Source organism: Mesorhizobium sp. B4-1-3 (assembly GCF_006439355.1).
Taxonomy (GTDB): Bacteria; Pseudomonadota; Alphaproteobacteria; order Rhizobiales; family Rhizobiaceae; genus Mesorhizobium.
In genome coordinates this window covers 238,279-264,534 of record NZ_VFTG01000003.1, presented here as the reverse complement: position 1 = coordinate 264,534, position 26,256 = coordinate 238,279, and the positions used below count along the sequence as shown (strand labels likewise).

The window sequence follows — 26,256 nt, the reverse complement described above, 5'->3', positions numbered from 1 at the left end:
GATTACTGGCCGGCTGCCGCCTTCGCCTTTATGCGCTTGCGGCGGCGGCCGCTGATTTCCCAGCGCTTGTGGAACCACATCCACTGGCCGGGATCCTCGCGCACCCAGCGCTCGACCACGTCGGTGAGAAGCTGGGTGGCCGCATCGACGTCGACGCTGCCGTCGCTGGTGCGCGGCAAGGTCAGCTTGTCCTCGATCTCCAGGCGGAAGCGGTTGCCCGGCAGCCTGACGCAGCGGGCGGGGTAGACATCGCAGTCATAGTGGCGGGCGAGCATGCCAAGCATCGGATTGGTCTGGCATGGACGGCCGAAGAAAGTCGTGTCCACGCCGCCCGAGAATTTCTGGTCGACCAGCACGCCGATATTGCCGCCCTTTTCCAGGATGGCGGCGAGGGCGAAGGACGCACCGGCGGCGGAGGGCAGCAAGGCGCCCATCGAGGAGCGGCGCGTCGAATGGATGTAGTCAGCAAGATAAGGATTGTTCGGCGGGCGGAACAGCGCCGTGATGTTCATGCCGAACGTGGCGGCGGCCACCGGCAGCAGCTCGAAATTGCCGAGATGGCCGGTGAACAGGATGTGCGGCTTCCTCTCGCCGGCGATCTCGACGAAATGCTCGATGCCGCGCACCTCGACCCGGCCCGGCTTCGAAGCGTCCGGGTCGAAGTCGAACAACGCGTCGAGGAAGATGTATTCGGCCGCGAGGCGCGCCATGTTGCCCCACATGTCGCGCGCGATGGCTTCGATCTCGGCGTCGCTCTTTTGCGGATAGGCAAGGCGCAGATTGTTGACCGCAACGCGATGGCGCCCCACCAGCGGACCGACGCGGCGGGCAGTGCGGTCGGCGAAGTTGAGCGCGCTGTCGGGTGGCAACAGGCGCAGCAGCGAGAGCAAGACGACGGCAAGCTTGGCGACCAGCCAGTGCTCCAACTGGCGCAGTCGCCGGCCGTAGCGGAACATGAAGTCCCGGCGGGCTTTCCTGAACACCGTGCCGACCATCCGCCTTTCCTGGAACTGCGTTTAGGAAACGCGAAGGATGATCTTGCCGAAGACGTCCCGGCCTTCCATGCGCTTCAGCGCGGCATCGATGTCGTCGAAGCCCACCTCGGTATCGATAACGGGGGCGACGAGGCCGGCGGCCATCTTCTGCATGGCGTTGGCCATGTTCTCCATGCGGCAGCCGAAGGAGCCGAGCAGCTTCAGCTGCTGCTGGAAGAGCTGCATGAGATTGACCTGCGTCGACACGCCCGAGGTCGAGCCGCAGGTGACGAGGCGGCCGCCACGCTTCAGAGACAGCATCGAGCCGGCGAATGTGTCGGCGCCGACATGCTCGAAAACGACGTCGACGCCCTTCTTCTTCGTCAGCTTGCGCACGACGCCTTCGAAACGGTCCTCACGGTAGTTGATGACGTGGTCGGCGCCAAGCGCCTTGGCCTTGTCGATCTTGTCGTTCGAGCCGACCGTGGTGATGACCGTGCAGCCCATCTTCTTGGCCAGCTGGATGGCGGCGGTGCCGATGCCGGAACCACCGGCATGGACGAGAATGGTTTCGCCGGGTTCCAGCTTGGCATTGTCGAACAGCATATGCTCGACGGTGCCGAAGGTGACGGGCGCGACCGCGGCGCCGATCTCGGTGACGCCAGGCGGAGCGGGTACCAGGAGGCGGGCCGGCAGGTTGATCTTTTCCTGCGCGAAGCCGTCGAGATGGAAGCCGTGCACGCCAGAGACATGCTCGCAGAGATTGTCGCGACCTTCGCGACAGGCGCGGCACAACCCGCAGGTGCGCGCGCCGTAGATCGATACCAACTGTCCCGGCAGCAGGTTGGAGACGCCGGGGCCCACCGCCTCGACCTCGCCAGCGGCCTCGGCGCCGACGACCAGCGGCAGCTTGCGCTTGGCGAAGGCCATGCCGCGCCAGCCCCAGACGTCGATATGGTTGAGCGCCACCGCCTTGATGCGCAGCGTCACTTCGCCCAAGGAAGGCGGCGGGGGAGGCGGCAGGTCCACCGTTTCGAGACGGCGATCCTCGATAAGTTGCAGTGCGCGCATAGGGCCTGTCAGGTTCTGCTCTAAAGCGCGTTGCGCCTTAGTTTCTTTGTTTATGCATGTCGTTGTCGCAAAACCGATTTCACCTTTGCGCGACATGCATTGGCGGAAAAAGTCCGCTTAGACCGGTTCCCGCGCCATGACAAGGCAGGTGTTCTGGCCGCCGAAGCCGAAGGAGTTAGACAAGACGGTGCCGACCTCGGCGTTGCGCTTCTTGTTCGGCACCACGTCGAGGACAATCGCCGGATCGGGATTGTCGTAATTGATGGTCGGCGGGATGACGCTTTCGCGCATGGTCATCAATGAGAAGGCGGCCTCCACCGCGCCGGCGGCGGACAGGGTGTGGCCGATCATCGACTTGTTCGAGGAGATCGGCATCGAGCCGATGCGCTCGCCGAAGACGGTGGACAGCGACAAATGCTCCATTTTGTCGTTTTCGGGCGTCGAGGTGCCATGCGCGTTGACGTAGTCGATCTCGTCTTCGCCGAGGCCCGCATCGGCAAGGGCGGCGCGCACGGCCGCGATCGCCGGCGAGCCGTCAGGCTTGGAGCGGGTGCGGTGGAAATCGTCGGCCTTTTCGCCGCAGCCGCGCATGATGCCGAGGATGGTCGCGCCGCGGGCAAGGGCGGCCTCCAGCGATTCCAGCACCAGCGCGCCGGAACCTTCGGCCAGGACAAAACCGTCGCGGTCCTTGGAGAAGGGTTTTGACGCCTTCTCCGGGATGTCGTTATGGGTGGAGAGCGCCGACAGCAGCGAGAAGCGGATCAGTGCCTCCGCGGTGGCCGAACCGTCGGCGCCGATCGACAGCGCCTTATCGCACTCGCCGCGCCGGATGGCCTCCACGCCGAGCTGGATGGCGGTGGCGCCGGAGGCGCAGGCGGTGGACAGCGTGATCGGCAGGCCGCGCGTGCCGAAGCGGTCGGCCAGCCGGTCGGCGATCGAGCCGAACTGCGTGGTCTCGAAGATGTCGAGCTCCTTCAGCCCGCGCGCGACTCTCAGCAGCCTTTCGGCGCCTGCCTCATCCTTGTCGGAATTATAGAGCGAGAAGCGGTCGGCCCAGTCAAGCTCGACCGGCGGCGAGGCCAAAAACAGCGGGCCGCCAAAATCGCCGGAATCGAGGCCTGCTTCCGAGACGGCCTCCTGGGCCGCCGTCTCGGCCAGTTCGTAAGTGAGGTGGCTGGCGCCCTTCGAACTCGACGGCAGGAAGTCGACCATGCCGGAGATGCGGGTGTTGAGGTGATCGACGGAAAAGCGGGTGATCGGATGGATGCCGGATTTGCCCGAGGTCAGCGCCGCCCAGTTGTCCTTTTTGCCGACACCCAGCGACGTCACCACGCCGATGCCGGTCACCGCGACGATCGGCCTGCCCATGTGATCGCGAAGATTGGCCATGCTTTGTCTGCCTCGTAATCGAGCAATTCCAGGAAAAGTGTGTAGCGGTTTTCCGCCCGGAATTGCGGAAAACCCGATCTAAGCGGCCTTGATCAGCCCCAGGCCCTCGAATTGGTGATAGCCGATCGCGGTTGCAAGGACGGAATTGGGGGCGCCTTCGAATGGGCGCTCCGCCGTGGCATCGAAGACTGGATAACCGGCCTTGCGGTCGACGGCGAGCGCCGCGAGCGCGACCGCGAAGGGGAACTGCGCTTCCTTCATATGGCCGGTCAGCGTCGAGAAGGCTCGCACGGCCAAAGCCGGGTTGGCGTCGAGCACCGCTTTTTCGGCCGCGGTGGCGGCGTGGGCGCCGGAGGCGGCGGAAATCGTCAGCAGTTCGCCATCGGGAAGGTGGGCCTGCTTCAACAGCGCGGCAATCTCTGAATTCAACTCGCCTTGCCGGCGCCTGGCGCGGCCAGAGATAACGGGGCCGAGTTCGGCGTAGATCTTGCGACCGCGATTCCTTGCGTGCTCGCGCTGTTCGAGCACCAGGAAGGCGCCGCCGGAGCCCGTCACCACGCCGCCGCCTTCGGAGCCCTGGCGCTGCCAGACCGGCTTCCACCGTCCGCGATGCAGGTAGCCGGCAAGCTCGTAGCCGAGCAGCATGTCGGAATGCTCGGTCTGGAAGGCGCCGCCGACCAGAACATGGGTCGACTGTCCCGAGCGGATGCGCGCGGTCGCCGTCTCGACGGCCGAGACGCCGGCACCTTCCTCGCCCATGAAGGTGCGGGAGGAACCGGTGACCTTGTGGACAATCGAGATGTTGCCGGCAAGCAGGTTGGAGAGCTGGGCCAGGAACAAAGTCGGCCGCAGTTCCGTCGTCAGCTTCTCGTTGAGCAGCACGTCGCGGTCGTTGCGACTCTCGGAGGCGGCAAGGATGGTGGCATCGACGGCTTCGTCGCGCTCGCCGCCGCCGGCCGCCACGACCATGTCCATGGTGGCGCAAAGCTCGTCATCGCCCTTGATGCCGGCGTCATCCAGCGCCAGGCCGGCGGCATAGGTGCCGAGACGCTGCCAGGTTTCCATCTGGCGCTGGTCGCCGCGCTTGGCGATCTGCAGGTTCCAGTCGATCTCGGGCAGGGGATGGATGGTATAGGGCGCGAAGCGCGCCGCATCGAGCACCGGCTGGAAACCGGGCTGCGTCAGCTTCTGCCAGTGCGCGTCGGGGCCTTCTCCCAATGAGGAGACAAGGCCGATGCCGGTGATGACGACGTCGTGGGAACTCATGGGTGGCTGTTGCGGGTCAGGCGGCTTTTTGATCTTGCGCATGACCCCTTCCGAAAATCGATGCCGGGGTCACGCGCCGAGCGCGTCAAGTTCGCGCGCTCTGCGGACATCAGGCGTTCTTGGCCGCGACCAGAGCGTCGATCTTGGCGCACAGGTTCTTCATGACGAAATAATCGTCGGTCGAAGCCTTGCCGTCATTGACTTCCTGCGTCCACTTCTCGAGCGGCACCTTGATGCCGAATTCCTTGTCGATGGCGAAGACGATATCGAGGAAATCGAGGCTGTCGATGCCGAGATCGTCGATGGTGTGGCTCTCGGGCGTGATGGTGTCGATATCGATCTCGCTGGTGTCGGCAATGATCTTGGCGACTTTCTCGAACGTGGTGGACAAGGGCTCTTCCTTCGGGTTGCGGGCGGAATCTGTCCGCATCTTCGTTTGGGCGCTGTCTAATCGGTTTTTCCCGGCAGGAAAAGGCCTGATGCGCCGGCGGCAGATGGGTAGGGGTTGGCAAAACGCAAGAAGGGCCGCCGGTCGAACCAGCGGCCCTTTCCATTTCACGCTGTGTCAGTCCCGCTATTCACGGAGCTTGACCAGATCGTTGAGCAGCCCGCCCGTCCCGTGTGGACGGTGAGCCGCTCGACCTTGCCGGCGATGGTTTCGAGAGCCTCGAGCTCCTTCAGCCGCAGCACCACCGGGTTCTCAGCCATCACCTTGGCCGTGTTGAGCAGCGAACGCGTGGCGTTCGTCTCCTCGCGGCGGCGGATGACGTTGGCCTCGGCCTGCTTCTCGGCCGAAACCACCTGGTTGAGGATCTCGCGCATGTCGCCCGGCAGGATCACATCCTTGAGAGCGATGTCGCTGACCTCGACGCCGATCGCGGCCATGTCGTCGCGCACCTTGGCCGCCGCGTCCTCGTCGACCGTCACCTTCTTGTCGAGGATCTGGTCGAGCGTTAGCGCGCCAAGCGTCTTGCGGAAGGCATACTGCAGGGCGCGGTAGAGGGCTTCCGAGAAGTCCTTCACCGTGCTCACCGCCGTCACCGGATCGACGACCCGGTATTCGGCGGCGATGTTGACGCGGATCGTCACGCGATCCTTGGTCAGTACTTCCTGCCCGGCGACATCGAGCGACTGGCGCTTGATGTCGACGACCTTCACCTGGACCATGCGCCCGACATTCCAGAAGGCATGCACGCCCGCGGCAAGTGTGCGGGTGTAGACGCCATCCACGAACAGCAAGCCGACCTGGCCGTCCACGACCAGATGCAGGAACACGTGTTCCGTCTTCCGGGCCTGGCCGATCCGGCACATCAAGGCCGGATCGACGGCGAGATCGGCCGCCGTGTCGACGGACGTCACCTTCCACGGGCCGGCATCCGTCCACAGCACGAGCTTGCGATCCGGGGTAAGCACGGCATGCAAGGCGCCGTCGCGCTCAATGACGGCGACGTCCGTGCGCCCGGTGCGGACGACGGTGAAGTGACGCGCGGCCACATCCGGGAGCTTGTCGAACAACGCCTTCTCGTAAGCCGAAACGAATTCCGGGTTCTTCAGGTCGTGCCTGGATATCTCCAGGTTTCCGCGCCGGTTGGCGAGCCAATGCTCGCCCGGCATCAGGATCGCCTGGATCTCGCCCTTGTAGAGGGCGACGGCACGCTCATTTTCCTTCACGAGGACGCGCTCGCGTCCAAGAGCCTTTTCGAGAATGGTCTTCATTGTCTTCACTCCTGTCGGGCATGGCCCCGTGCGAGGCGTCACGTCATGCGTCGATCATCCTTTTCGTTTCTCGTTTCACGTCGTCGTACTTCATGTCCTGGGCACGAATGATCCGGGGACCGGTGGCATCGATCCGCAGCGGGCCTTCGGGAGCGGATCGCGGGGCGGGGAAGCGGGCGCCGGAAGCCGAAGCTTCCCTTGCCGGCCGCGCCGCGCCTTGATCGTCACCGCGGGCCTGGCCGCGAGCCGATGGCGCAGGACGTCGCCGCCCGGCGAGGCCGAAGCCCTGCCGTCCGTGAAGTCCTCGCATTCCGGTCCCCGGACCGTTTTGGATAACACCACCTGAAGGTGTCGGCTTATCAGGCCGTTGGAGAAGGAATCGAACCTTCGACAGTCAGATTACAATCTGATGCTCTACCCGCTGAGCTATCCGTGGTGCTGATGAAGGGACTCGAACCCTCGACCTCCGGACCCAAATCCGGCGCTCTAACCTCTGAGCTACATCGGCGATCCCAACACCCGAAACGGCGCCGTACACAGCGCGGCAGAGCCGCTTGCGCGGGCGGAGGCAGAAGCTCCAACCGTTGTGCTCGCTTCGGTTTTCGTGACCGGGAGCGCGCCTATAGACCCTGCGACGGGTTGTCGCAAGCGGCATTGTCGCGGCGGACTTACGGCTTCTTCCGGGAGTTGCATTTCGGCAACATTGGCCGGCGCGACGCCTTAGAAGGTGACCCGCCCGAGCACCTTGAGACCGTCGCCTTCCGGCGCCACGACCACGGCTTCGCCCTCGCGCGGCGCGACGCCGGTGAGCGCCTCGATGTTTTCGAGATGCGTGACCAGCACGAGGTTGTCGGAGCCGGAATAGCCGCGGATCTCCTGCATGATCGCGGTCATCTGCGCTGCCTTTTCGGACGGGTCGGTCCTGAGCAGGTCGAGCGGCGCGAAGGGCCGCGGCTCGGATTCGAATGCAATGCGGGCGGTGTCGAGGCAGCGGCAGTAGCGGCTGGAGAGCACGTGATCGATGGGTGCTGCGCGGGCCGCGAACAGCGCGCCGATGCGGCTTGCCTGCTGCTTGCCGCGCTCGGACAGATTGAGCTGCGTGGCGCAATTGCCGATGTCGAAATTGGCCGGGTCGGTCGCCCCGGTGACGAAGGCGTGGCGAAGCAGCACGACATGGCCGCCGTCGCGCAGCAGCGCCCAGCCGGCATCGGTGGCGTGGGCTAGGCTCGGAACAGCCAGGAGAAAAAGCGCCAGAACAAGTCGCAGCATTCGAAGTCCCATGGCGGCCCGGGCGGGCCGTGATTGGCATATAGGGACCGCAAAGCCGTCCGGAAAACAAGCTGAGGCGCCGGAGATCGGCGCGAGGCGCCAATTGCACCGCGGTCGGGGCTCGCCTATCACGGGAAAAATGTCTGCGCCCGCCAAATGACTCCGCTCACCGAAACCGTCCTCTTCGTCTTCAGCCTCGTCGCGCTCGGCTATCTGGCCGGGCTCACGGGCTATCTGAAGCCTGCGAGCGGGGAGGGCATTTCCGAATTCGCGGTCAACGTGGCGATGCCGCTGCTGCTTTTCCAGACCATGGTCAAATCGGACTTCCACGGCGTCACGCCATGGCCGCTGTGGGGCGCCTATTTCGCGGCCGTCGCCATCACCTGGGCGGCGGGCCATCTGGTGATGACGCGGCTGTTCGGACGGGATGCCCGCGCCGGCATCGTCGGCGGGGTGTCCTCGGCCTATTCCAACGTCGTGCTGCTCGGCGCGCCCTTCATCCTGGGCATATTCGGCGCCAGCGGCTTCGAGGTGCTCTCGCTGCTGGTTTCGGTTCACCTGCCGATCATGATGATGGCCTCGATCGTGCTTTTCGAGATGTTCGGGCGCGGCAGCGGCGAGACGGTGCATCCGCTGCGCGTCGTCAAGAGCTTCCTCCGGCGCCTTTTCATCAATCCGCTGATCATCGGTATCCTGGCGGGGCTCGCCTGGCGCCTTACCGGCTTGCCGTTGCCGGACCTCGTCGAGCGGCTGGTCGACACGCTGGCGGATACGGCCGGTCCGGTGGCGCTGTTCGCCATGGGGCTCAGCCTGCGCCGCTTCGGCATCTCCGGCAATATCAGGCCGGCGCTGGCGCTGTCGGGGCTGAAGCTGTTCCTGATGCCGGCACTGGTGCTGGCTTTCGTGTGGCTGCTCGGCCTGCCGCCGCTGACGGCCAAGGTCGCGGTGGTGGTTGCGGCACTTCCTTCAGGCATCAACTCCTACCTGATCGCCGTCCAGTTCAACACCGGCCAGGCGCTGGCCTCGAACCAGATGACCCTTGCCACCGCCAGCGCGGTGGCGACCACGTCGTTCTGGCTGACGGTGGTGATCCACGTCTTCGGATAAGGGATGTCGTTATTCAGGTGAGGCCGAGCCGAATCTCAACATTCTTGCCAGCGATTGAGGCGGCTCGCCTTTGCTGGCCCAACCCCTATATGCCATCTTGTGATTGCTTGCCCGCCTTTCCCTAGGTAAGAGCAATGCGCTGGCGTGCGGCTATCAAGCACGCTTCAACGGATATCCAGAAAAACGGCCGATCAGCGCGCCGAACGGAGGCCAGACCATGCTTCAGAAAACCAGCCATTTCATGCGCCAGGCCAATCTCATCAATGGTGAATGGGTGCAGGCCGACAGCGGTCAGACCATCGACGTCAACAACCCGGCGACGGGCCTCAAGATCGGCACCGTGCCGAAGGCCGGCAAGGCCGAAACCCGCCGCGCCATCGAAGCGGCCGAGGCAGCCTTCAAGAGCTGGCGCAAGACCACCGCGCTCGAGCGCTCGAAGCTGCTGCGTAAGCTGCATGACGCAATGATGGACAATCAGGACGTGCTGGCCGAGTTGCTCACCATCGAGCAGGGCAAGTCGCTCACCGAATCCAAGGGCGAGATCGGCTCGGCCGCGGCCTATATCCTGTGGTTCGCCGAGGAAGGCCGCCGCGTCTATGGCGACATCGTGCCCTCGCCATGGGGCGACCGCCGCATCCTGGTGACCAAAGAACCGGTCGGCGTCATCGCCGCCATCACGCCGTGGAACTTCCCGTCCTCCATGCTTGCCCGCAAGATCGGCCCAGCCTTGGCCGCCGGCTGCACCGCGGTGGTCAAGCCCGCCTCGCAGACGCCTTATTCGGGCCTCGCCTGGGGCGCACTTGTCGAGGAAGTCGGTTTCCCGAAGGGCGTCGTCAATGTCGTCACCGGTTCGGCCGGCGAGATCGGCGACGAGCTCTGCACCAGTCCGCTGGTCAAGAAGATCACCTTCACCGGCTCGACCGAGGTCGGCAAGATACTGATCCAGAAATCGGCCTCGACGGTCAAGAAAGTGTCGATGGAGCTTGGCGGCAACGCGCCGTTCCTGGTCTTCGACGACGCCGATGTCGATCGCGCGGTGGCCGGCGCCATCACCGCCAAATACCGCAATTCCGGCCAGACCTGCGTGTGCACCAACCGCTTCCTCGTGCAGGCCGGCATCTATGACAAGTTCGTCGAGAAGCTGGCCGAGGCCAGCAGCAATCTGAAAGTAGGGTCGGGACTGGAGGAAGGCGTGCAGCAGGGACCGCTGATCGACGAGAGGGCGGTCGAGAAGGTCGAGGAATTCATCGCCGACGCCACGTCCAAGGGCGGCAAGGTCGTCGCCGGCGGCAAGCGCCATGCGCTGGGCGGCTCGTTCTTCCAGCCGACGGTCATCTCCGGCGCCACGCCGAACATGCGCTTCATGAAGGAAGAGATTTTTGGGCCGATCGCGCCCGTCTTCAAGTTCGAGACCGAGGAAGAGGCGGTTGCCTTGGCCAACGACACCGAGTTCGGCCTCGCCGCCTATTTCTACACCGGCGATCTCGGCCGCGCCTTCCGGGTGATGGAAGGTCTGAAATACGGCATGGTCGGCGTCAATGAAGGCCTGATCACCACGCCCGAGGCGCCGTTCGGTGGCGTCAAGGAATCGGGTCTCGGCCGCGAAGGCGGGCATCAGGGCATCGAGGACTATCTCGACACCAAATATGCCTGCTTTGGCGGCCTGGGGCTCTGACGCCAGCTCATGGGAGAGGGCAGGTTTTGGGCCTGCCCTTGCCGGATGATACGCGGCCGGCCTAAATCCACGGATCGGAAATGAGATTTCGGGCATGGCGATGAAGGACGGCGAGGTCTTCGGCACGACGCAGGCGGGCGAGGCCGTGCGCCGGTTCACGATCCGGGGAGGCGGCCTCACCGCCAACATCATCGGTCTCGGCGCGATCGTCCAGGATCTTCGACTGACCGGCCACGACGCGCCGCTGGTGCTGGGCTACGACCGTTTCGAGCCTTACGAAACCGACCGCGCCTTCTTCGGCGCCGTCGTCGGCCGCTTCGCCAACCGCATCGGCGGCGGCCGTTTCACCATTGCCGGCAAGCGCTACCAGACCGAGCGCAATTTTCTCGGCAAGCATACGCTGCATGGCGGCTCGGAAGGCTTTTTCCACCGGCCGTGGATCGTCTCGCTGCACGGCCGCGATTTCGTGACGCTGACGCTGCACGATCCGGACGGCGCCATGGGCTTTCCCGGCGCGCTCGACGTCACCTGCACCTACCGGCTGAAGATCCCCGGCACGCTCAGCATGGAGCTGACCGCGACCTGCGAAGAGCCGACGCTCTGCAACCTCGCGCAGCATTCCTACTTCAATCTGGACGATGGCGGGGCCGGCGACATCCTCGACCACCGGCTGATGCTCAACGCCGGCGCCTACACGCCCGTCGATGACGAGATGATCCCGACCGGCGCCGTAAAGCCCGTCGACGGCACGCCTTTCGATTTCCGGCAGGCGCGGGCGCTGCGCATGGAAATGGAAGGCGAGCAGCTTCGCTACGACCTGAATTACTGCCTGGCGTCCAGCCGCGGTCCGCTGCACCAGGCTGCTTGGGTGCAAGGCGCCACTTCCGGCGTCGAAATGGAGGTGTGGACGACCGAACCGGGACTGCAGCTCTATAGCGGCCAGTTCGTCGCGCCGACGTCGCCGGGGCTCGACGGCCGCCGCTACAAGGCGTTTTCAGGCCTCTGCCTCGAAGCGCAGACCTGGCCGGATGCGCCGAACCGGCCCTATTTCCCGCAGGCGACGCTGTGGCCGGGGCAGATCTATCATCAGGTGACGGAATACCGGTTCCGTCTGCCTCAAAGTTAGGCGTTATTGAAGCGAAGGCCGCCTAAGCTTCGATGCCGCTTAACTGTCGAACGCGGCCTTCAACGTTTCAAACGGCGCCAGCGCGCCGCGAACCTGCACCACCGCGGCGGCGACTTTGTGCGCGCGGTGCGCCGCGTCGCCGGGCGCATGGCCGGCAAGCCTCGCGGCCAGATAGCCGCCGTTGAAGGAATCGCCGGCGCCGGTGGTGTCGACAGGGGCGGCCACATGCACCGCGTCGACAGTTTGCGAGGTGCCGTTCAGCGCAATCAGGGCTGGCTGCTCGCCGTCCTTGACCACAACCTCGCCGGTCAGCTTGCCAAGGCGCTCAGCCGTTGCCTGCGGCGTCGCGTCGCCGAACAGCATCTGCTCGTCCGGAAAAGTGGGCAGCGCGATGTCGGCCACGGCAAGCGCTTCCAGGATCGCGGCCTGCGCCGTCTCGCGGCTCGGCCACAGGCGCGGCCGGTAATTCGGGTCGAAGGCGACGAGCGAGCCGGCCTTGCGGGCCGCAACTATGGCCGTCAGCAAAGTTTTCCGCGCGGCCTCGTCCAGAATTGCCAAGGTGATTCCGGAAAAATAGACAAGCACCTGGTTTTCAAGGCTTTTCGCCAAGGCTGCCGGATCGGAGGCGAGCTGGCGCGCTGCCGCGTCGCTGCGCCAGTAGGTGAAGGCGCGCTCGGCTCCGGTGAGCGTGATGGCGTAAAGGCCGGGGCGCGCGCCGGCGATGACCGGACTGTTGCCTATGCCGATGCCGTTCCGACCGAAGAAGTCGATCTGGTCGCGCGAGAAGGGGTCGTCGCCAAAGGCCGTCACATAGGTCGCGGGCCGATCAGGGCTCAAGGCATGCAATGCCCAGAGCGTGTTGAAGGTGTCGCCGGCAAAGCCCATGCGCCAGTCTGAACCGCTCCGGCCCGACAGTTCCAGCATGCATTCGCCGATCGACGCGATACCCTTGGCCATACGGACGGGTCCTTCCTAAGATGTTGTTGCTGTAGCTTTTTGCGGCCGGGAGCGCCATGCTTGGCGAAGGCTGAATTTTGCGCCAGAAGCGATTTCCCACAGGCAGGGCGGGACGCGACAAGCGGCCCGCGACGTTAGCAGCCGAAGAGGAACGGGTTTGGCATCGATATGGCGTTACATTCTTGCGGGTCTCGGTCTGGCCGCCTTGCTGGCCGGCATCGTGGCCGGGGTCTATCTGATGCTGCCGCAATCGGCGCCCGGTCCGGACCTGTCGCGCTCCAAGAAGACGGCGAACGGGCTGTTCGTCGCGAGCTTCGAGCCGGAGCGCGGCGCCGTCCGGCAGGGCGAGCTGCAATCCTGGCTGCTGACGCTGAAGACCGCCGCCGGCGCGCCTGTGGAGGGTGCGGCGATAACCATTTCGGGCGGGATGCCGCAGCACGACCACGGCTTGCCGACCAGTCCGCAGGCGACGGATTATCTGGGCAACGGGCGCTACCGCATCGATGGCGTGAAGTTCACGATGAGCGGCTGGTGGCAGCTGCACTTCGGTATCTCGGCGGCGGCGGGTTCCGATTCCGTCGTCTTCAACATCGTGTTGTGAGCGGGCGATGAAGCGACTGGCGAGCGTCGCAAGCTTCCTGGCTTTGGCCGCACTCGCCCTGCTGGGCGGCTGCGGTGAGCCCGAGTTCAGCGACGCCGAGAAGAAGACCATTGCATCGCTGGCGCTGAACACGCTGCCGTCCCTGAAACCCGACACCACGAACCAGTACGGCGACGTGCCGGCCGCCGCCGCGCTTGGCTCGACGCTGTTCTTCGATGGCGGCATGAGCCGCGACGGCACCGTGTCCTGCTCGACCTGCCACAAGATCGATCGCCAGTTCCAGGACGACCTGCCGCAGGCGGTCGGCGTCGGCCATACCAACCGCCGTACCATGCCGCTGGCCGGCGTGGCGCGCGATCCGTGGTTCTTCTGGGACGGAAGGCGCGACAGCCTGTGGGCGCAAGCGCTGACGCCGCTTGAAAACCCGCTGGAGCAGGCCGGCAACCGGGCCGCCTTCGCGCATTACATCAAGAAGCGGTTCGGCGAGCGCTACGAGCGCATCTTCGGGCCGCTGCCTGACCTTTCCACCGTGCCGGCCAATGCCAGCCCGCTCGGCACGGATGCCGAGAAGGCGGCGTGGAACGCCATGCCCGTTGGACAGCAAGACGACGTCAACCGCGTCTATGCCAATATCGGCAAGGCGATCGCCGCCTTCGAGCGCTCGATCGAGCCCGGGCAGACGCGCTTCGACCGTTTCGCCATCGATCTCGCGACCGGCGCCAAGCCGGAAGAGGATGCGGCGTTCTCGCCGGAAGAGATTCTCGGGCTGAAACTATTCATCGGCAAGGCGAATTGCGTGACCTGCCACAATGGGCCGCGCTTTACCGACAACGCCTTCCACAACACCGGCGTGCCGCCGGTCGACCGCCTGCCGGCGGACCGCGGGCGCGTCGATGCCGTGGCGCAGGTCGAGGCCGATCCGTTCAACTGCTTCGGCAAATTCCGCGACGGCGACGAGAGCGCCTGCCGCGAGCTGCGCTTCATGGTGAAGAACGGGCCGCAAATCACGCGCGCTTACAAGACGCCCTCACTCAGGGGCGCGGCTGATCGCCCGCCTTATATGCATGCCGGCCAGTTCTCGACCCTCGACGAGGTGATCGCGCATTATTCGAAGGCGCCGCTCGCGGTCGAGGGCGTGTCGGAAGTCCACCCGCTTGATCTATCCGAGCGCGAGCGCTCCGCGCTGGTGGCGTTTTTGAAGACGCTGTCCGACTAGTTATCTGTCCTTCACCGTCTCCATCGCCACGAAGGTCGACGTCTGGGCGACATGGGGCAGGGCCGAGATGCGCTCGCCGAGCACCCGGCGATAGGCGGCGATGTCGGTGGTGCGGACCTTCAGCAGGTAATCGAAGCTTGAGGCCATCATGTGGCATTGTTCGATCTCCGGCACGCCCTGCACCGCGCGGTTGAAGGCGTCGAGCGCCGCCGAGCGCGTGTCCGACAGCTTCACCTGGACGAAGGCGACATGGCCTTCGCCCATGCGTTCGCGATCGATGACGGCGCGGTAGCCTCTGATATAGCCGTCCTTCTCAAGCCGCTTCACACGGGCCTGCACCGGCGTCTTCGACAGGCCGACCTTCAAAGCCAGTTCAGACATCGAAAGCCGACCGTCGCGTCCGAGCGCGGACAGGATGTTGCGGTCGATGCGGTCCAATTGGTCTTCGATCATCGGAACGGCAGTCCAAAAAATGGAAATAATGCCTATATGATAGACCGAGCGGGCTATCTTGTCGATTTCTTCGGACCGACTGAAATTCGCAGCTGTGCTAGCTTGCGCCATTCGGTCCGGCGACCGCCAGGCCGTTCGCTCACGCTCGCTTTCATGGACCCGACATGCCGCTCGACGCCATCCGCCAGCAGATCCGCGCCAATTATTTACCTGACGAAGACGAGGCGGTGAAGCGCCTGTCGGCGGCGGCGGGCTTGTCAGCCGAAGAGCGCAAGGCAATCTCGGCGCGCGCCGCCGACCTGGTGCGCGCGGTGCGCGGCTCGACCGATCCTAGGCTGATGGAGGTCTTCCTCTCGGCGTACGGCCTGTCGACCAAGGAGGGCGTGGCGCTGATGTGCCTGGCCGAAGCATTGCTGCGCGTGCCCGACACCGAGACGATGGACGATCTCATCGCCGACAAGATCGCGCCGCATGACTGGTCGGCGCATTCGGGCGGCTCCAGCTCGATCTTCGTCAACGCGTCGACCTGGGCGCTGATGCTGACCGGCCGCGTGCTCGACGAAGGCGAGGGCGGCATCGAAGGCACGTTGCGGGCCATGGTGCGGAGGCTCGGCGAGCCGGTGATCCGCAAGGCGGTGGCAGCTGCGATGCGCGAGATGGGCGAGCAGTTCGTGCTCGGCCGCACCATCGCCGAGGCCGTCAAGCGTGGCCGGCCGATGACGCAGAAGGGCTATCTCTATTCTTTCGACATGCTCGGCGAGGCCGCCCGCACCGAGACCGACGCGCTGCGCTACCACCGCGCCTATGCGGATGCGATCTCGTCGCTCGACGCCGGGTCGAACGGCCCCGACATCCGCTCCAACCACGGCATTTCGGTCAAGCTCTCGGCGCTGCATCCGCGCTACGAGATGGCGCAGCGCGAGACGATGCTGCCGGTGATGGCCGAGCGGCTTCTGTCGTTGGCGCTTGCCGCCCGGCATTCGCGTATGGGCCTCAACATTGATGCCGAGGAGGCCGACCGGCTCGACCTCTCGCTCGACGTCATCGAACGCGTGCTGGCAGAGCCGGAACTTGCCGACTGGGACGGTTTCGGCGTCGTCGTCCAGGCCTATGGCCCGCGCGCGGCTTTCGCCATCGACTGGCTCTATGCACTGGCGAAGAAATACGATCGCCGGATCATGGTGCGGCTGGTGAAGGGCGCCTACTGGGACACCGAGATCAAGCGGGCGCAGACGCTTGGGCTCTCCGGCTATCCGGTCTTCACCCGCAAGGCCAATACCGACGTTTCGTATCTGGCCTGCGCGAAGAAGCTTTTGTCGATGACCGACCGCATCTATCCGCAGTTTGCCACCCACAACGCGCACACCGTGGCAGCGATCCTGTCGATGGCGAAGGACCGAGACAGCTTCGAGTTCCAGCGCCTGCATGGCATGGGCGAGGCGCTGCACGAGACGGTTCGCCAGGCCGAGGGGACGCGCTGCCGCATCTATGCGCCGGTCGGCGCGCATTCGGACCTGCTCGCCTATCTGGTGCGGCGTTTGCTGGAAAACGGCGCCAACTCCTCCTTCGTCCATCAGTTGACCGACGAGGAGGTCGAGCCCGAGGAGATCGCGCGCGATCCGCTCACGATTGTCGAAACGCAGGGTCCTGCCGCCAATCCGGCGATCGCGCGGCCCGCCGCGATCTTCGGCGCCGGGCGTCGTAATTCCAGAGGCTTCGACATCACCGATCCGGTGACGCTCGCGGCAATCGACAAGGCGCGGGCGGAATTCACCGGAGCGGACCGCTGGCACGCCAGGCCGGTCACGCGGGCCGCCGGCTACGGCAAGCAACGCCAGATCCTCAATCCAGCCAAGCCCGACGAGATCGTCGGCACGGTCCATGAGGCAGCGGCCAAGCAGGTGGCGACCGCAGTGCGCATTGCCGTCGACGCCCAGCCCGCCTGGGCAAAGCGTCCGGTTGCCGAGCGTGCCGCGATCCTCAACCGCGCCGCCGACCTCTACGAGGCCAACGCCGCCGAGTTCTTCGCTCTCGCCACCCGCGAGGCCGGCAAGTCGCTGGCCGACGGCGTCGCCGAGGTGCGTGAGGCGGTGGACTTTCTGCGCTATTACGCGGCCGAGGCGGCGAATGCCGAAGCGGGCACGCAAGCGCGCGGTGCGATCGTATGCATTTCGCCGTGGAATTTCCCGCTGGCGATCTTCACCGGCCAGATCGCGGCGGCTTTGGTCACCGGCAATTCGGTGATCGCCAAGCCGGCCGAGCAGACTCCGTTGATCGCGTTCCGCGCCGTCGAGGTGCTGCGCGAGGCCGGCGTGCCGGAAGACGTCATCCAGCTTCTGCCGGGCGACGGCCCATCGGTCGGCGCGCCGCTCACCGCCGATCCGCGCATTGCAGGGGTCTGCTTCACCGGCTCGACCGAGGTCGCCAAGCTGATCGAGAAGCAATTGGCCGAGACCGCGGCGCCCGATGCGATGCTGATCGCCGAGACCGGCGGCTTGAACGCGATGATCGTCGATTCCACCGCGCTGCCGGAACAGGCGGTGCGCGACATCCTCGCTTCCGCCTTCCAGAGCGCCGGCCAGCGCTGCTCGGCGCTGCGCGTGCTCTATGTCCAGAAGGATGTCGAGAAGAAGATGCTGGAGATGCTCAAGGGCGCCATGGAAGCGCTCAACGTCGGCAATCCCTGGCTGATTTCAACCGATGTCGGTCCGGTCATCGACGACGAGGCGCAAGCTTCGATCAGCGACTATTGCAAGACGAAGGGGCTGGAAGGCCGGCTGATCGCGAAATTGGAAGCGCCAGCAACCGGCCGCTTCGTCGCCCCGCATGTGTTCCGCGTCAAGGGCATCGAGGAGATGGAGCGCGAGGTGTTCGGCCCGGTGCTGCATGTCGCGACCTTCGATGCCGACGAGATCGACCAGGTGATCGCCGCCATCAACCGCAAGGGTTATGGCCTGACCTTTGGCCTGCACACCCGCATCGAGGGGCGTGTCCAGCATTTCGTCGATGGCATCCATGCCGGCAACATCTATGTCAACCGCAACCAGATCGGCGCCGTCGTCGGTTCGCAGCCCTTCGGCGGCGAGGGGCTTTCGGGCACAGGCCCGAAGGCGGGCGGGCCGCATTACCTGCGCCGCTTCCGCAAGGGACCTGAGGCCGGCACCGAGGTTGGCGAGGGCCATAAGGTGACCGCGACCGAGCTTGCCGACAATCTGCCGGATCCGACGCTCGGCGGCTGGTCGACGCGGCCGGACCGCGTGGCGATCCTGAGGAAGCATCTGCGCGGCAAGGGCGCGGCGGCAATCGCTGCCGCGGCGAGTCTCGATTTCGGCCAGGTCGACCTGCCCGGGCCGACCGGCGAGGCCAATACCCTGTCGCTCGCACCGCGCGGCCGGGTGCTGTGCCTCGGCCCGGACGCCGAGACGCTGCTTGCGCAGACGATTCAGGCGCTCGCCGCCGGCAATGCAGTGCTGGCGGTGGCACCTGGCGCGCCGGCTGCGCTGTCTGCGCTGACCGGCAAGGGCCTGCCGCTGGCGGCCATCGATGGCCGGCCCGATCCGGTCGAGGCGCGTTCGCTGCGCGTCGATGTCGTCGCCTTCTCCGGCACGCCGGAGGCGGCGCGCATCGTGCGCAAGGTGATCGCCGAGCGCGCCGGGCCGATCGTGCCGTTGGTCAACGAGGTGCTGAACCCGGCGGCTTACGCGCACGAGCGCGCGGTCTGCGTCGACACGACGGCGGCGGGAGGCAACGCCAGCTTGCTCGCCGCAGCTTAGGCGCAGGGCAAAAACGATCTATCGAAGGCGCGTGTTAAGCGCCTTCGACGACCGAGAACCCCTCGAACTGCGGATGGCCGAGGTAATGAACCTTCGAGCCGCCGGCGTTGCGATGGGCGGCGCGGAAGTTTTCCGATTTCGTCCAGGCGACGAAATCCTCCTGGCTTGCCCAGACGGTGTGCGAGGCAAACAGCGTGTAGCCCTCGGTCTCGTTGACCGGCCCGCGCAGCAGGTGGAATTCCCTGAAACCCTTCATTTCGGAGAGGCTGGAGTCACGGTTTTTCCAGACGTCCTCGAAGGCTTCTTCCGAGCCGTTCTGGACCTTGAAGCGGTTCATGGCGATGTACATTGGTTTCCTTTCATGATGAGCCGGGATTGATGGTCTGAGGGCGGAGGCTCTCAAAACGGGCCGATCGCGCCGGTGAATTCCAGGCGGCTTCCAAGCTTCGCCGGAATGGGAGGGAAGGGCGCCGCCTTGCGCACGAAGCCAAGGACGATCTGATCGAAAGTGTCCGAACCTGAGCTTTCGACGACACGCAGTTCGTCGATGGTGCCCTGCCTGCCGATGACGAAGGTGACGACGGTGTTGCTGCGCGCCGCTGCCTGCAGCGAAGGCGGCACGGCCCGATAGACGCGGCCGAGCTTGCGGATCACATTGCTGCGGTAATTGTTTTCCGCCCTGGTGCCCGCCTCGTTCTGCCTTTCGCCCTTGCTGACCGCTGGCTCGGACCGGGTCTGACCATCGGCAGCACCGCTCTTTTCAGCCGTTAGCGGGTTGGCGGCCGCTGGCCTTGCGGCGGGGACCGGCGGCTGCGCCGGCGTCGGCGGATGACTGACGCTTTGCTGCTGTTGAACAGGGGTGGGTTCGGAAGACCTCGTCTCCGGCGCTACGCTCTCGGAGTCGTTCCGAGGCGCGTCGGCAACGAGGATGTCCGGAGCGACCGGAGGCTTGCTGGGCTCGGCTCGTGTTTTCGCGGCTTCGACCGGCGGCGTCTTTTCAGCGGGTGGCGCCGTTTCGGCTGGCGGCAGAGGTTTCGCCGGTGGCCGGGGAGGTGGCACCAAGGCGACGTTGATCGACTGCCGCTCGGGGTTGAGGGCGCTGCCGGCAACGCTGGCGCCGGATCGATCGCTGCCTTCCGCCTGCGTCGGATCCTGCAGATCCGGCTTTGCCGATGGCGGCACGAGCCAGGCCGCCGCAACCGCGCCGTGGACCAGGCATGAGGCGGCAATCGCTATCGTCCATTTGCCATGCTCGCCGCGCGGGCGTGGTCCAGCCAACGCCTCGCCGGGAGCGGCCGTCAAAACGCTGTCGGTGTCGGGAGTGTCGCTGGTGTCCTGCATGGCGCGGGCCGGAAGCTGCCGCGACAAGCGGGAAATTGTCAAATCAAGATCGGTTGCCGCAAACGGCGCAACGCGGATCCCAGGCAGGAGCCAGGGAACGGCGTTGCGCGAGAGTGCCGGCTCCATCCCCATGACCGGTTCAGACGCCGAAAGCGATGGCTGTCCTGGTCGAGGTCTTCAATGCGCGCATGCAGGCCGTCGGCTCGACGCCGGTTCCGGCGCATTCGGTCGCGCTGTTGATCAGCACGCGGCTGAGCTTGCCGCAGTTGGCGCCGGCAAGGTCGAAGCGCGCGACCTTGGTCTTGCCGGCCGGCAGGTCCTTGAAATCGAGCACGGTGAGGCGGTCGACGACGCCGGCCTCGTTGAACAACGCGATCTCGAACGCGGCCTTGGACAGGTCGGCGCCGAGCGTGTTGCTGACGACGAAGGTCAGCCGGCAGCCTTTTTCAGACGGCTGCGCGGCGTTGAGTTCGAGACTGAGTGCCGGAGCCGGCGCGGACTGGGCCCATTCCGGCACCATCGCAAGCGACATCGCGAACGCCGAAGTCAGCAGACGAAGGGATGCCGACAAGCGTTTCATGTCTGTTCAGCCCCCGAAGCGCATGGTTGCCGCCAGCTTCAGCGTGACGCCGGGTTCGTAAAGGACGGCTGTCGTGCTTCCGTTGAGCGGGTTGGTGTATTTGACGTCGAACAGATTGTCGGCGCGGAAGTCGAGCTTGAGATTGTCCGTCGCCTCATAGCTGGCGAAGGCGTTGACCAGCGTGAAGTCCTTGGCCACCGGATTGCCTTTCGGCTTGCCGTTGTACTGCACCTCGCCACCGACAGTCAGCTTGTCCTCGAGGAAGCGCAGGCCGAGCTGCGCCGTCACCTGCGAGGAGGGGATGGTGGCGAGGTCCGCGCGCTCGCCTTCGTACGAGATGGTGTGGCCGTTGACGATCGAGGCCGACAGCCCGGCATAGCCCCAGCCGGCGTCGTAGACGCTTTCCAGCTCGAAGCCGTTGATCTTGGCCTTTGCGAAGTTCTGGTACTGGAAGCAGATCGGAATACCGGGGCCGAACGGGCAGCCGCTGGTCGGGTCGAAGGGCGAGAGCGTCACGCCGTCGATATAGTCGTCGACATTGTTGTGGAAGTAGGCAGCCTTGAGCCGCAGCACGTCGCCGCCTTCGATGATGTCGTTCTGCTTGTAGTTGACGCCGAACTCGGCGGTCTTGCCGGTCTCGGGCTTCAGGTTCGGGTTGGGCAGGAACGGGAAGCTGACGCCGGCCGGATGGTTGCCGCTGATCAGCGTCTCGGTCAGCGAGGGCGAGCGATAGCCCTCCGCATAGGTGCCGTAGAGCTGCAGGCCGGCCAGGCCGGCGCTCTCAAAGGGTGAGACGCCGACCGTGATGCGCGGCGAAACCCTGTCGCCGGAGGTTTCGTTCGTGTCGTCCTTCAGGCTGTAATTGTCGTAGCGCAGGCCGCCAATGACTTCGAGCCACTCCCAGGTCAGCTTGTCCTGGATGTAGGCGCCGGAGACGTTGCGCTTGCCCGACGGCGTATAAAAACTGTCGCCGCCGGCGCTGCCGCCGGTATCGACGTCGTCGCCGACCCAGTCGCCGCCATAGGTCAGCTCATGCGCGACGTCCGCCGTCTCGAAGCGCGACGTGTTCCAGATGTCGATGCCGGTCGTCCCGACATCGAAGGTCGATAGCGAACCGGCCGGCAGCACCACGGGCAGGCCGGTGGTCGGATCGAAGCGGTTCTGCGCGGCAAGCGTCGTCAGGTCGAGATTCGTCTTGTTGTAGGAAGCGTTGATGTGGAGGTCGAGCCAGCTCTTGGCATCGTCGGTGATGTTGTAGCGGGCCGTGAAAGTGTTCGATTTCAAATCGACGTCGTTGGCCGGCACACCGCCGCTGGTCTCGGTCCAGCCGTCCTTGGAGCCGACCCAGCCTAGCTTCAGTTCGCTGTTCTCGGTCGGGCGTATGGTGGTCTTGAGCAGACCGCTCAGCACGTCAAACCCTGTGCCGGCAACGGTGTCGCCGCCGCCGTTTTTGTAGTCGCCGTAGTCACGGTAGACGATGTTGCCGAGGACGTCCCAGTTGTCGTTGATCTTGTAGGCGCCGGTGGCGCTGGTGGTCCAGCCCTTGCCGTTGCTCTCATAGCGTTCGGTCAGCGAGCCGGCCCATGTCTCCTCCGGCTTGAGGAAATCGGCGGCGTCCTTGGTGCCGAAGAAGACGACGCCGCCGATGGCGCCTGAGCCGTAAGTGTTGGCGGTCGGGCCGCGGATGACGTCGACCGACTTGATGAGCTCGGGATCGACATAGAAGGTCGATTGCGTGCCATGGTCGGAGCGCTGGAAATCTTGCCTTGCGCCGTCAACGATCACGGCGACGCGGCCGAAATCCTGCAGGCCGCGAATGTTGATGCTCGAAGAGACGCGCCGCGCGTCGGCCTGGACGGTGACGCCTGGCACGCCGAGCAGCATCTCGTTCGGCGTCGTCGCCATGCGGCGGTCGAGCTGCTCCTGGTCGACATGGCTGGCCGAGGCCAGCGACCGGATTGCCGTTTCGCCGGTGCGGCTGATGACCAGGATCTTGTCGAGCAGGGTTCCTTCCGCCGCGGTCTTGTCGTCAGCCTTCTTTTTCTGGCCGGCCTGCTGCTGATTGGCCGCCGGCTGGGCGGCCTGCTGCGCTTGTGCGGCGGGCGCGCTGAGCACGATCGCCGCCGCTCCGCCCATCAATATAGCGAAGCCCGGCCCCGCGCCATTGCCCGCCAGGCCCGTCCGTCCCCAAGTCGCCAACCCCATGCCCCAACTCCAGATTTCAGGCTCGTAGCTGGCTGGCCAGTGGCTCGCTCGCATTTTTGATCACGTCCGGCGCCTTAAATGTTGACTCATTTAGTCCGGTAATGCACTGACTAGTAAACATGATTATTATAGTCAAGAATTGAATCGGCATTTATGAGGCTGCGGCCAAGGTGGCCGTCAGAGGAAAGGACCGACCCGATGAACACGCAAAATCCCAATGATTTCCGCTATCGCGTTCGCCGTCCGGAAGACACGCAGATGCGCTATGAACGCGTGCCGCTGGCGGTGAGGACGCTCTCCAGCAACACACTTTTCCAGGGCGAGCACGAGATCGGCATCGAGCATCATGGCGCGCTCTATCGCCTGAAGATCACCCGCCAGGGCAAGCTGATCCTCAACAAGTGATCGGCGCCGGCGGGCGCCAGACGAGCAGACATCAGGCAGCACAGGTGGAAGACATGGACCAGCGCGTGAAGCCGTCGCCGGCAGAGATTCGGCGGGCGAGGCAGGACAATCTCAAGACGCGGGAGCGCGATCTCTCGGCACAATTGGGTATTTCGGAGGCGGAACTGGTCGCCGCGCATTGCGGTTTTGGCGCAGTCCGCGTCGAGCATCGCGTCAACGATCTTTTGACCGGCCTCGAGGCGGTCGGCGAGGTGATGGCGCTGACCCGCAACGAAAGCGCCGTGCACGAAAAGATCGGCGTCTACGACAAGGTCGTCACCGGCAACCACAACGCCATGGTGCTCGGCGAGAACATCGACCTCCGCATTTTCCCGAAAATCTGGTCGCATGGCTTCGCCGTCGAGAAGCGCGACGGCGACGAAATCCGCCGCAGCCTGCAGTTCTTCGACGCGGCGGGCGAGGCGGTGCACAAGGTGCATCTGAAGCCCGCATCCAACCTCTATGCCTACCAGAAACTGGTGGCGAGCCTCGAATCGGCGAACCAGGAACCGACCGTCGCGATCCTGCCAAACGCCGCGGAAGGAGAGGGTGAGGGACTGGGGCTGGTTGCCTCGATCGACGACCTGCGTGACCGCTGGAGCCGGCTGACCGACGTGCATCAGTTCTTCGGCATGCTGAAGACGCTGAAGCTCAGCCGCCGCGAGGCGGTGCGCATGGTGGGCCAGGACTATGCCTGGCTGCTCGACAATAACGCGGTGAGCGCCCTATTCCACCACGCCGCTGCAGGCGATATCCCCATCATGTGCTTCGTGGGCAATCGCGGCTGCATCCAGATCCATTCCGGCCCGATCAAGTCGGTCAAGGTGATGGGCCCGTGGATCAACGTGCTCGACGAAACCTTCCATCTGCATCTGAGGACCGACCACATCCACGAGGTCTGGGCGGTGCGCAAGCCGACCAAGGACGGTCATGTCACGTCGCTGGAGGCCTATGACGCCAACGGCGGCATGATCATCCAGTTCTTCGGCAAGCGTTACGAAGGCGAAAGCGAGCGCGAGGACTGGCGCTTCCTTGCCGAGAACCTGCCCCGCATTCCCAGCCCGACCGCGGCATGAGGTAGTACCCAATGCGCTTTGTTCTCAGTTTCCGAGCGGCGCTTGCGTCGATGCTCGGCGTCCTGCTTGCCGTTATCGCGCTGCCTGCTGGAGCCGGCGAAGAGAAAGCCGTCTTTTCGGATGCTTCGCGAATTGTCTCGATTGGAGGCTCGATCACCGAGATCGTCTATGCACTTGGCGAGGACGGGCGTCTCGTCGCCCGCGATTCGACCAGCTCCTATCCGGAAGAAGCGCAGAAGCTGCCGGATGTCGGTTACATGCGCGCCCTCTCGCCCGAGGGCGTCCTGTCGGTCAATCCGAGCGGAATCCTGGCGCTGCATGGCAGCGGCCCGAAGGAAGCGGTCGACGTGCTGAAGAAGTCGAGCGTGCCTTTCATCGAGGTGCCCGACCGCTACGATCACGAGGGCATCCTCGAAAAGATCCGCGTCGTCGGCAAGGCGCTGGGGGTCGAGGCGAAGGCGGAGAAGCTGGTCGCGGAAACGGACGCGAAGCTTATGGCGACGGAAAAGCAGACGGCCGCGATCAAGGAGCGCAAGCGGGTGCTGTTCGTGCTGTCGACGCAAGGCGGCAAGATCCTTGCCGCGGGCAGCGACACCGCGGCCGACGGCATCATCAAGCTTGCCGGCGCGGTCAATACGGTCGAGGGCTTTTCCGGCTACAAGGGGATGACGGAGGAGGCGATCGTCAGTGCCAAGCCGGATGTCATCTTGACCATGAAGGGTGGTGGTCCGCCGATCTCGGAAGAGGAACTGTTTGCCAACCCGGCCGTCGCTTCGACCCCGGCGGGCACGAACCGCAAGATGGTCAGCATGCAGGGCGGCTATCTGCTCGGCTTCGGCCCGAGGACGGCGGAGGCCATCCACGATCTGGTGGTCGAGCTCTATGGCAACCAGGTCGCGGACTGAGCGGCGATGGCCGAACAGTCGATAGCAGGCGCGCCGAGCCGCGCGATGGCAGCCGATGGCGACCGTTCGGCGTGGGCAAGGTTCGTCATAGCGCTTTTGTGCCTGGCGCTGGCCCTTTCGGTATTCATGTCGCTGACGTCGGGTGCTTCCGATGCGTCCGCCGTTCGTGTCATCCACGACTGGTTTACCGGCGCCGTGCCGTCGGATGGCGCGCTTGCGGCGCGCGACCGGCTGATCGTCTATGACATCCGCATGCCGCGCGTGCTGCTCGGCGTGCTGATCGGCGCCGCGCTCGCCGTTTGCGGCGCGGTGATGCAGGGCCTGTTCCGCAATCCGTTGGCAGATCCCGGCCTGATCGGCGTTTCCGCCGGCTCCAGCCTCGGCGCGGTGGCGATCATCGTGCTCGGCACCACATGGCTCGCGCCCGTCACGCTTGCACTCGGCACGCTCGCTTTGCCGCTCGCGGCCTTCTTCGGCGGGCTCGCGGTGACGTTGCTGCTCTACGCCATCGCAACGCGCCAGGGACGGACGTCGGTCGCCACGATGCTGCTTGCCGGCATCGCCATCAGCGCCCTTGCCATGGCGCTGACGGGTGTCCTGATCTTCATGGCCGACGACCGGCAACTGCGCGACCTGACCTTCTGGCAACTCGGCTCGCTTGCTGGCGCGACATGGCCGAAGATCGGCACCGTCGGGCCGGTGATCGTACTGGCGCTGGCCGCGATGCCGTTCCTGTCCCGCGGCCTCAACGCGCTCGCGCTGGGCGAAGCGACCGCCGGCCATCTCGGCATTCCGGTGCAACGGCTGAAATACACGGCAATCGTCGGCGTGTCGGCGGCGGTCGGCGCATCGGTCGCGGTCAGCGGCGGCATCGGCTTCATCGGCATCGTCGTGCCGCATGTGCTGCGGCTGGCGATCGGTCCCGACAACCGTTATTTGCTGCCGGCCTCTGCGCTGCTCGGCGCATCGCTGCTTCTCATCGCCGACGCGGTCGCCCGCACCGTCGTCGCCCCCGCCGAACTGCCGATCGGCATCGTCACCGCAGTCGCCGGCGCGCCGTTCTTCCTGTGGATACTGCTGCGCAAGCGCGGCGTCGTCGATTTGTGAGTTGC

The 26,256-nt window shown here is 65.2% G+C and carries 22 protein-coding genes, 2 tRNA genes and 1 pseudogene; 10 read left to right on the top strand and 15 right to left on the bottom strand.

Annotated elements, in window-relative coordinates:
• Positions 1 to 2 precede the first annotated feature (2 nt).
• The 9 genes and pseudogenes from FJW06_RS06120 to FJW06_RS06080 all read right to left on the bottom strand — a co-directional run bounded on the left by FJW06_RS06120 (position 3) and on the right by FJW06_RS06080 (position 7,685).
• Positions 3 to 995: a lipid A biosynthesis lauroyl acyltransferase gene (locus FJW06_RS06120; protein ID WP_140749442.1), complete on the bottom strand. Its 993-nt coding sequence runs from the start codon at positions 993 to 995 to the stop codon at positions 3 to 5.
• Between the two features lie 21 nt (positions 996 to 1,016).
• Complete coding sequence (locus FJW06_RS06115; protein ID WP_140749439.1) at positions 1,017 to 2,045, bottom strand: zinc-binding dehydrogenase; 1,029 nt, start codon at positions 2,043 to 2,045, stop codon at positions 1,017 to 1,019.
• 117 nt (positions 2,046 to 2,162) lie between these two features.
• Entirely contained in the window at positions 2,163 to 3,434 is a 1,272-nt protein-coding gene (locus FJW06_RS06110; protein WP_140749436.1) for a beta-ketoacyl-ACP synthase, read from the bottom strand.
• A 78-nt stretch (positions 3,435 to 3,512) separates the two neighbouring features.
• Positions 3,513 to 4,700 (bottom strand): beta-ketoacyl-ACP synthase, encoded by a 1,188-nt coding sequence (locus tag FJW06_RS06105; RefSeq protein ID WP_140749861.1) that lies wholly within the window; start codon positions 4,698 to 4,700, stop codon positions 3,513 to 3,515.
• 109 nt (positions 4,701 to 4,809) lie between these two features.
• The gene (locus tag FJW06_RS06100; RefSeq protein WP_040981809.1) at positions 4,810 to 5,091 is read right to left on the bottom strand and encodes an acyl carrier protein; all 282 of its coding nucleotides are present in this window, start codon (positions 5,089 to 5,091) and stop codon (positions 4,810 to 4,812) included.
• A gap of 183 nt (positions 5,092 to 5,274) precedes the next feature.
• A pseudogene (locus FJW06_RS06095) lies at positions 5,275 to 6,416 on the bottom strand (slipin family protein).
• A 367-nt stretch (positions 6,417 to 6,783) separates the two neighbouring features.
• Positions 6,784 to 6,848 (bottom strand) — tRNA-OTHER (locus FJW06_RS06090).
• A gap of 1 nt (position 6,849) precedes the next feature.
• Positions 6,850 to 6,924 (bottom strand) — tRNA-OTHER (locus tag FJW06_RS06085).
• Positions 6,925 to 7,136: 212 nt separating this feature from the next.
• Positions 7,137 to 7,685 (bottom strand): histidine phosphatase family protein, encoded by a 549-nt coding sequence (locus tag FJW06_RS06080; RefSeq protein WP_140749433.1) that lies wholly within the window; start codon positions 7,683 to 7,685, stop codon positions 7,137 to 7,139.
• Between the two features lie 156 nt (positions 7,686 to 7,841).
• Here FJW06_RS06080 and FJW06_RS06075 point away from each other — a divergent pair, with 156 nt between their 5' ends.
• The 3 genes from FJW06_RS06075 (at position 7,842) to FJW06_RS06065 (ending at position 11,593) form a co-directional block, all read left to right on the top strand.
• Entirely contained in the window at positions 7,842 to 8,792 is a 951-nt protein-coding gene (locus tag FJW06_RS06075) for an AEC family transporter (RefSeq protein WP_140749430.1), read from the top strand.
• 217 nt (positions 8,793 to 9,009) lie between these two features.
• Positions 9,010 to 10,467, top strand: coding sequence for an NAD-dependent succinate-semialdehyde dehydrogenase (locus tag FJW06_RS06070; RefSeq protein WP_140749427.1), 1,458 nt, complete (start codon positions 9,010 to 9,012; stop codon positions 10,465 to 10,467).
• 94 nt (positions 10,468 to 10,561) lie between these two features.
• Positions 10,562 to 11,593 (top strand): aldose epimerase family protein, encoded by a 1,032-nt coding sequence (locus tag FJW06_RS06065; RefSeq protein WP_140749424.1) that lies wholly within the window; start codon positions 10,562 to 10,564, stop codon positions 11,591 to 11,593.
• A 39-nt stretch (positions 11,594 to 11,632) separates the two neighbouring features.
• Here FJW06_RS06065 and FJW06_RS06060 read toward each other — a convergent pair whose 3' ends face one another.
• Positions 11,633 to 12,550, bottom strand: coding sequence for a sugar kinase (locus tag FJW06_RS06060; protein WP_140749421.1), 918 nt, complete (start codon positions 12,548 to 12,550; stop codon positions 11,633 to 11,635).
• Positions 12,551 to 12,707: 157 nt separating this feature from the next.
• Between FJW06_RS06060 and FJW06_RS06055 the strand changes: the two genes are divergently transcribed.
• Together FJW06_RS06055 and FJW06_RS06050 are read left to right on the top strand one after the other, a co-directional pair.
• The gene (locus tag FJW06_RS06055) at positions 12,708 to 13,151 is read left to right on the top strand and encodes a FixH family protein (protein ID WP_140749418.1); all 444 of its coding nucleotides are present in this window, start codon (positions 12,708 to 12,710) and stop codon (positions 13,149 to 13,151) included.
• Positions 13,152 to 13,158: 7 nt separating this feature from the next.
• Positions 13,159 to 14,367 carry a cytochrome c peroxidase gene (locus FJW06_RS06050; RefSeq protein WP_140749415.1) on the top strand — a complete coding sequence of 403 codons (1,209 nt, stop codon included), beginning with the start codon at positions 13,159 to 13,161 and terminating at the stop codon, positions 14,365 to 14,367.
• On the opposite strand, the gene FJW06_RS06045 is transcribed toward FJW06_RS06050, so the two are convergent.
• Positions 14,368 to 14,820 carry an Lrp/AsnC ligand binding domain-containing protein gene (locus tag FJW06_RS06045; RefSeq protein WP_126060325.1) on the bottom strand — a complete coding sequence of 151 codons (453 nt, stop codon included), beginning with the start codon at positions 14,818 to 14,820 and terminating at the stop codon, positions 14,368 to 14,370.
• A 164-nt stretch (positions 14,821 to 14,984) separates the two neighbouring features.
• Between FJW06_RS06045 and putA the strand changes: the two genes are divergently transcribed.
• Positions 14,985 to 18,593: a bifunctional proline dehydrogenase/L-glutamate gamma-semialdehyde dehydrogenase PutA gene (gene putA, locus FJW06_RS06040; protein ID WP_140749412.1), complete on the top strand. Its 3,609-nt coding sequence runs from the start codon at positions 14,985 to 14,987 to the stop codon at positions 18,591 to 18,593.
• A gap of 34 nt (positions 18,594 to 18,627) precedes the next feature.
• Here putA and FJW06_RS06035 read toward each other — a convergent pair whose 3' ends face one another.
• The 4 genes from FJW06_RS06035 to FJW06_RS06020 all read right to left on the bottom strand — a co-directional run bounded on the left by FJW06_RS06035 (position 18,628) and on the right by FJW06_RS06020 (position 22,719).
• Positions 18,628 to 18,942 carry an antibiotic biosynthesis monooxygenase gene (locus tag FJW06_RS06035; protein ID WP_042644923.1) on the bottom strand — a complete coding sequence of 105 codons (315 nt, stop codon included), beginning with the start codon at positions 18,940 to 18,942 and terminating at the stop codon, positions 18,628 to 18,630.
• Positions 18,943 to 18,992: 50 nt separating this feature from the next.
• Positions 18,993 to 19,934: a TonB family protein gene (locus tag FJW06_RS06030; protein ID WP_140749409.1), complete on the bottom strand. Its 942-nt coding sequence runs from the start codon at positions 19,932 to 19,934 to the stop codon at positions 18,993 to 18,995.
• A 139-nt stretch (positions 19,935 to 20,073) separates the two neighbouring features.
• A complete protein-coding gene (locus tag FJW06_RS06025; RefSeq protein WP_140749406.1) occupies positions 20,074 to 20,514 on the bottom strand; it encodes a hypothetical protein in 441 nt (146 codons plus the stop codon).
• A gap of 6 nt (positions 20,515 to 20,520) precedes the next feature.
• Positions 20,521 to 22,719: a TonB-dependent hemoglobin/transferrin/lactoferrin family receptor gene (locus FJW06_RS06020; protein ID WP_181178159.1), complete on the bottom strand. Its 2,199-nt coding sequence runs from the start codon at positions 22,717 to 22,719 to the stop codon at positions 20,521 to 20,523.
• Between the two features lie 198 nt (positions 22,720 to 22,917).
• Here FJW06_RS06020 and hemP point away from each other — a divergent pair, with 198 nt between their 5' ends.
• The 4 genes from hemP to FJW06_RS06000 are packed head-to-tail and all read left to right on the top strand — an operon-like array spanning position 22,918 to position 26,251.
• Entirely contained in the window at positions 22,918 to 23,124 is a 207-nt protein-coding gene (gene hemP, locus FJW06_RS06015; RefSeq protein ID WP_140749400.1) for a hemin uptake protein HemP, read from the top strand.
• 53 nt (positions 23,125 to 23,177) lie between these two features.
• A complete protein-coding gene (locus FJW06_RS06010; protein WP_140749397.1) occupies positions 23,178 to 24,239 on the top strand; it encodes a ChuX/HutX family heme-like substrate-binding protein in 1,062 nt (353 codons plus the stop codon).
• 11 nt (positions 24,240 to 24,250) lie between these two features.
• Entirely contained in the window at positions 24,251 to 25,144 is an 894-nt protein-coding gene (locus tag FJW06_RS06005; protein WP_140749394.1) for a hemin ABC transporter substrate-binding protein, read from the top strand.
• A 6-nt stretch (positions 25,145 to 25,150) separates the two neighbouring features.
• Positions 25,151 to 26,251 carry an iron ABC transporter permease gene (locus tag FJW06_RS06000; protein WP_140749391.1) on the top strand — a complete coding sequence of 367 codons (1,101 nt, stop codon included), beginning with the start codon at positions 25,151 to 25,153 and terminating at the stop codon, positions 26,249 to 26,251.
• Positions 26,252 to 26,256: the final 5 nt, after the last annotated feature.

Excerpts from the sequence above, each read along its gene's own strand:
- FJW06_RS06120 (WP_140749442.1), bottom strand. The coding sequence starts at position 995 with ATGGTCGGCACGGTGTTCAGGAAAGCCCGCCGGGACTTCATGTTCCGC.
- FJW06_RS06115 (WP_140749439.1), bottom strand. The coding sequence starts at position 2,045 with ATGCGCGCACTGCAACTTATCGAGGATCGCCGTCTCGAAACGGTGGAC.
- FJW06_RS06110 (WP_140749436.1), bottom strand. The coding sequence starts at position 3,434 with ATGGCCAATCTTCGCGATCACATGGGCAGGCCGATCGTCGCGGTGACC.
- FJW06_RS06105 (WP_140749861.1), bottom strand. The coding sequence starts at position 4,700 with ATGAGTTCCCACGACGTCGTCATCACCGGCATCGGCCTTGTCTCCTCA.
- FJW06_RS06080 (WP_140749433.1), bottom strand. The coding sequence starts at position 7,685 with ATGCTGCGACTTGTTCTGGCGCTTTTTCTCCTGGCTGTTCCGAGCCTA.
- FJW06_RS06075 (WP_140749430.1), top strand. The coding sequence starts at position 7,842 with ATGACTCCGCTCACCGAAACCGTCCTCTTCGTCTTCAGCCTCGTCGCG.
- FJW06_RS06070 (WP_140749427.1), top strand. The coding sequence starts at position 9,010 with ATGCTTCAGAAAACCAGCCATTTCATGCGCCAGGCCAATCTCATCAAT.
- FJW06_RS06065 (WP_140749424.1), top strand. The coding sequence starts at position 10,562 with ATGGCGATGAAGGACGGCGAGGTCTTCGGCACGACGCAGGCGGGCGAG.
- FJW06_RS06060 (WP_140749421.1), bottom strand. The coding sequence starts at position 12,550 with ATGGCCAAGGGTATCGCGTCGATCGGCGAATGCATGCTGGAACTGTCG.
- FJW06_RS06050 (WP_140749415.1), top strand. The coding sequence starts at position 13,159 with ATGAAGCGACTGGCGAGCGTCGCAAGCTTCCTGGCTTTGGCCGCACTC.
- FJW06_RS06045 (WP_126060325.1), bottom strand. The coding sequence starts at position 14,820 with ATGATCGAAGACCAATTGGACCGCATCGACCGCAACATCCTGTCCGCG.
- putA (WP_140749412.1), top strand. The coding sequence starts at position 14,985 with ATGCCGCTCGACGCCATCCGCCAGCAGATCCGCGCCAATTATTTACCT.
- FJW06_RS06035 (WP_042644923.1), bottom strand. The coding sequence starts at position 18,942 with ATGTACATCGCCATGAACCGCTTCAAGGTCCAGAACGGCTCGGAAGAA.
- FJW06_RS06030 (WP_140749409.1), bottom strand. The coding sequence starts at position 19,934 with ATGCAGGACACCAGCGACACTCCCGACACCGACAGCGTTTTGACGGCC.
- FJW06_RS06025 (WP_140749406.1), bottom strand. The coding sequence starts at position 20,514 with ATGAAACGCTTGTCGGCATCCCTTCGTCTGCTGACTTCGGCGTTCGCG.
- FJW06_RS06020 (WP_181178159.1), bottom strand. The coding sequence starts at position 22,719 with ATGGGGTTGGCGACTTGGGGACGGACGGGCCTGGCGGGCAATGGCGCG.
- hemP (WP_140749400.1), top strand. The coding sequence starts at position 22,918 with ATGAACACGCAAAATCCCAATGATTTCCGCTATCGCGTTCGCCGTCCG.
- FJW06_RS06010 (WP_140749397.1), top strand. The coding sequence starts at position 23,178 with ATGGACCAGCGCGTGAAGCCGTCGCCGGCAGAGATTCGGCGGGCGAGG.
- FJW06_RS06005 (WP_140749394.1), top strand. The coding sequence starts at position 24,251 with ATGCGCTTTGTTCTCAGTTTCCGAGCGGCGCTTGCGTCGATGCTCGGC.
- FJW06_RS06000 (WP_140749391.1), top strand. The coding sequence starts at position 25,151 with ATGGCCGAACAGTCGATAGCAGGCGCGCCGAGCCGCGCGATGGCAGCC.